The sequence below is a fragment of the Candidatus Thermoplasmatota archaeon genome (assembly GCA_035541015.1).
Taxonomy (GTDB): domain Archaea; phylum Thermoplasmatota; class SW-10-69-26; order JACQPN01; family JAIVGT01; genus DATLFM01.
The window spans coordinates 1-4,030 of sequence record DATLFM010000020.1 but is presented as its reverse complement, the minus strand read 5'-3'; the positions used below and the strand labels follow the sequence as shown (position 1 = coordinate 4,030).

The 4,030-nt window shown below is 70.2% G+C and carries 6 protein-coding genes; all 6 read right to left on the bottom strand.

Annotation, left to right across the window (positions count from 1 at the left end; all coding sequences use genetic code 11):
- Positions 1 to 463: 463 nt before the first annotated feature.
- The gene (locus VM681_01955; GenBank protein ID HVL86764.1) at positions 464 to 682 is read right to left on the bottom strand and encodes a 30S ribosomal protein S27ae; all 219 of its coding nucleotides are present in this window, start codon (positions 680 to 682) and stop codon (positions 464 to 466) included.
- 11 nt (positions 683 to 693) lie between these two features.
- Positions 694 to 1,050: a 30S ribosomal protein S24e gene (locus tag VM681_01950; protein ID HVL86763.1), complete on the bottom strand. Its 357-nt coding sequence runs from the start codon at positions 1,048 to 1,050 to the stop codon at positions 694 to 696.
- Positions 1,050 to 1,571 (bottom strand): DUF359 domain-containing protein, encoded by a 522-nt coding sequence (locus tag VM681_01945; GenBank protein HVL86762.1) that lies wholly within the window; start codon positions 1,569 to 1,571, stop codon positions 1,050 to 1,052. Before VM681_01945 ends, VM681_01950 begins: the two co-directional genes overlap by 1 nt.
- 69 nt (positions 1,572 to 1,640) lie before the next feature.
- Entirely contained in the window at positions 1,641 to 1,820 is a 180-nt protein-coding gene (gene spt4 / locus VM681_01940; GenBank protein HVL86761.1) for a transcription elongation factor subunit Spt4, read from the bottom strand.
- 1 nt (position 1,821) lies between these two features.
- Complete coding sequence (locus VM681_01935) at positions 1,822 to 2,469, bottom strand: DNA-directed RNA polymerase (GenBank protein ID HVL86760.1); 648 nt, start codon at positions 2,467 to 2,469, stop codon at positions 1,822 to 1,824.
- A gap of 232 nt (positions 2,470 to 2,701) precedes the next feature.
- On the bottom strand, positions 2,702 to 4,030 hold a 1,329-nt coding region (locus VM681_01930), incomplete at its 5' end, for a sodium-translocating pyrophosphatase (protein ID HVL86759.1).

The window sequence follows — 4,030 nt, the reverse complement described above, 5'->3', positions numbered from 1 at the left end:
CCGGCTCAGGGGGCAGCCACGCGCGCCCCCCACACGCGCCCGCGAAAGGGGGCCGTGAAACACGGGCACCGTTCGAGAGAGAACGCGGGTCTCGGCGGGGGTCCAGGGGCGGAGCCCCTGGCGCTGGGGGGTGAGCCGCAGCGTCACGCCGCTGCGGTGGCGACGTTCTGCGGAACGTCTTCACCTTGCGATCTGCGGAACGCTGCGGTGAGCACGAATCCGCAGATTCGTGCGACGTCCAGAGAGGGGGCGCGCGCAGCGCCCCCTCTCTGGCACGAAGTGATCCGCGGCGGTCGCAACCGCCGCGGCGGCGACGTTCTGCAAAACGTCTTCGCCTTGCGTTCTGCGGAACGCTGCGGCGTGCCCGACCCGCAGGTCGGGCGGACATGAGCCGAGGCCCCGCCCGCAGGCGGGGCCGAGGTGTGAAACTCATGTCACGGAGTGCACCGCTGAAGGCCCCGACCTAAGCGGCCTTGGCCTTGAACTCGGTGTAGCCGCAGTTGCCGCAGCTCGTGCGGTCCTTGTGCTCCGCGAGGAACACGCCGGGGCCGCACTTCGGGCACGCCTTGCGCGCGCGCACGAGCTTGCCGCCCTCGATCTTGTAGAGGCCGCGCTTGCCCGCCGCGGTCTTCGCGGGGGCGCCCTTCGCGCCGCCCTTCGCGCCACCTTTCTTGTCAGCCATGCTTCAACACCTCACTTCTTCCTGGGCGCGGCGGCCTTCTTCGCGGCCGGCGCCGGCTGGCTTTCCTTGCGCTTCTTCGGGGCGTGCTCCTCGAGCTTGTTGCGCTTGAGGAGGTGGAGGGGCTCGACCTTCGAGAGGGCCTCCACCGAGGGGTACACCTTCGCGTAGCCCGTGGTCTCGCCGTGGCCGAACGTGGATTCCATGTTGTCCACGACGATGTTCTGCTTCTTCGCGTTGAGGATGGCCGCGAGCTTGTCGCGGACGTCCTCGCGCTTCGGCGTCTGGGCGCCCGTGTGGAGGATCCGGAACTGGACCTCCGTGCGCCCGATGAGCGCGTTCTCCTTCTTTCCGACGATTTCGATGTCCATTATGGGGCCTCCATGGCCTTCAGGAGCTCGCGGGCGCGGGCCCGCGAGGCTTCGTTGACGGTGACGACGACCACGCCCTCGTTGGGCTGGCCGTAGGCGACGCGCGCGCCCTCGGGCGCAAGCGCGAGCGCGGGGAGCACGGCGAGGTCCTCCTCGCCGTCGACGTGCACGAGCGTGCCCCGCGTCGCGGCGGCCGCGCGCGCGGGCGCATCCGGCGCGAGCGCGTCCGCGACCGCGTCCCAGAGCGCGCGCGTGATGGTCGCGGGCGGGTTCGCGACGCGCACGAGGCGCGCGTCCTTCGCAAGCGCGCCGACGTCGTCGACGGGACGCGTGCGGTGCGTCTTCCCGTCGACCACCATGAGCGCGGGGCGGAGCCCGCGCTCGAGGAAGGTCCGCGTGACGACGTCGCCCACGGCGACAAGAAGGTGGCCCTCGACCGCGGCGAGGGCGGCCTCGGTCGTGAGGACCGGGCCCATGGGTTTCGCGAGCGCGCTTCGAAGCGCAGGGGGGAGCACGTACATGCCGGGGGTTCCTCCGCGTCCCGCTCTCGGCCAGGCCGTCATCGAGCGGGGCGGGTTCGTGTTCGGGATTCAGCGCACCTTGAGGGCGTACTTGCCCGCGGTGTCGATGTTCATCTTCTGGGCGATGATGCTCTGCTTCGGGTCGAGCACGACGACGTAGCCCGTCCAGTCCTTCGAAAGGTTCGTGGACTTGCAGGCGGGGCACGCGTCGCCCTCGGCGAGGCTGTGGCAGTCGCGGCAGGCGCGCATCTCAGTTGCCTCCGTCGCCGCGCGGGGGGCCGCGGGGTCCGCGTCCGCCGCCGCGGGGACCGCCGCGGCCGCCGCCGCCCTGGCGCACCGGCTTCGGCGCGTTCGGGTCGCGGTCTTCCTCGAGCCACTCGATCTTGCCGAGGCCGGGCTGGCGCATCGTGAGGCCGATCTTGCTCTCGCGCGGCGAGAGCTCGTTGAGCGAGACGGTGACGAGACGCGCGCGCACGCGGTCGCCGATCGCGAGCGTGCGGCCCGTCTCCTTGCCGACGAGGCGCTCCTGGCCGAGGTCGACGTTGAGGTAGTCGTTCATGATCTGCGACATGTGCAGCAGGCCGTCGAGGGGGCCGAAGCGCACGAAGGCGCCGAATTCGACGACTTCGCAGATGGTGCCTTCCACGATCTCGCCGACTTCGGGCTTGAACGTGAGGGCGTTGAAGCGCACGCGCTGGTACACGGCGCCGTCGCCGTGCACGAGGCGGCCCTCGCCGAGCCGCTCGATGTCGGCGGCGAGGACGGTGAAGCCGTGCTTCTTGTTGAGGCGTCCCTCGAACTCGCGGTGGACGAGGGTCTTGACGACCGCGTCCTGGTCCTCGCCGAGCTCGCTCGGCGGGATGCGGACCGTGTCTTCCATCTGGACCATCTGGTACATGCCGGCACTCCTCAGAAGGGCGAATGACGCGGCCGACTGGGCCCGGACCGTCCCCTTGGACGATGCCCCGGCCGCGACTCGGGCGCGCAGGCCAGCGAGGCCGCTCAACCTATTTGAACATTGGGCGGCCCCGGGCGGGGTTCGGCGCGCTCGCCGTGGGCGGATTTTCCGGGAAAACAGGGAAGGGGGAAGGAGGGCGCCGGGGCCCGAGGCCCCGGCGCGAGGGCCCGGATCAGAGGCTCATGAAGGCCACGAAGAGCGCCGCGAAGATGACGCTGATCGTGTTTATGGCCTTGATGAGCGGGTTGATCGCGGGTCCCGCGGTGTCCTTGAAGGGGTCGCCGACGGTGTCGCCGACGACCGCCGCACGGTGCGCCTCCGAGCGCTTGCCGCCGTGGTGTCCCTTCTCGATGTATTTCTTCGCATTGTCCCAGGCGCCGCCTGCGTTCGCCATCATCAGGGCGAGCAGCGCCCCGGCACCGATCGAGCCGATCAGCAGGCCGCCCAGCGCCGCCGCGCCGAGCACAATGCCGACCAGGATCGGCACGATGACCGCAATCGCGCCTGGCAGGACCATTTCCCGGATGGCGCCGTCCGTTGCGATGCGCACCGCGCCCGCGGCGTCGGGCGGCGTCGTGCCTTCCATGATTCCCGGAATCTCGCGGAACTGGCGCCGCACTTCCTCCACCATCTTCATCGCGGCACGGCCGACCGCACCCATCGCGAGTGCGCTGAAGAGGAACGGCATGAGCGAACCGATCAGCAGCCCAATCAACACCCGCACGTCGAGCAGATCGAACGTTGTCACGCGCGTGGTCTGCGAGTACGACACCATGAGCGCCAGCGCGGTGAGAACGGCGGAACCGATCGCGAACCCCTTCCCCGTGGCCGCCGTGGTGTTGCCAAGCGAGTCGAGGGCGTCGGTGCGCTCGCGCACTTCCGGCGGAAGGTGCGCCTGCTCCGCGATACCGCCGGCGTTGTCGGCCACCGGGCCGTACGCATCGGTCGCGAGCGTGATGCCGAGGGTCGACAGCATGCCGACCGCGGACAGCGCCACACCGTACAGGCCCGCGAGCTGGTACGTCAGCCAGATCGCGCCGGCAATCGTGAGCAGTGGAACGACCGTCGAGAGCATGCCCAACGCCAGCCCGCCGATAATCACGGGCCCGGTGCCCGAAACCGCCTGCGCCGCCAGCTGCTGCGTCGGCGAGTATTCGTAGGCGGTGTAGTACTCCGTCGCGGTTCCGATCACCTGTCCTGCCACGAGGCCCACCAGCACGGCCCAGAAGAGGTTGAAGTCGAGACCCATCATCGAGATCAGCGCCGCCGTGGCGATCAGCACGAGCGCGCCGGCGCCGAAGATGCCGGCGCGGAGCGCCCACAGCAGCCGGCCCATGTCGGCCTGCTCGCTCGTCCGCACGAAGAAGGTCCCGATGACGGCGCAGATGGCGCCGAGGCCCGCGATCGCCAGCGGCAGCACGAAGCCGCTCGCGTCAAAGGTGGCCGCGGCATCGCCGGGCAGCACCGCATTGACGTTGTCGGCCGCGCCGAGAATGCCGAC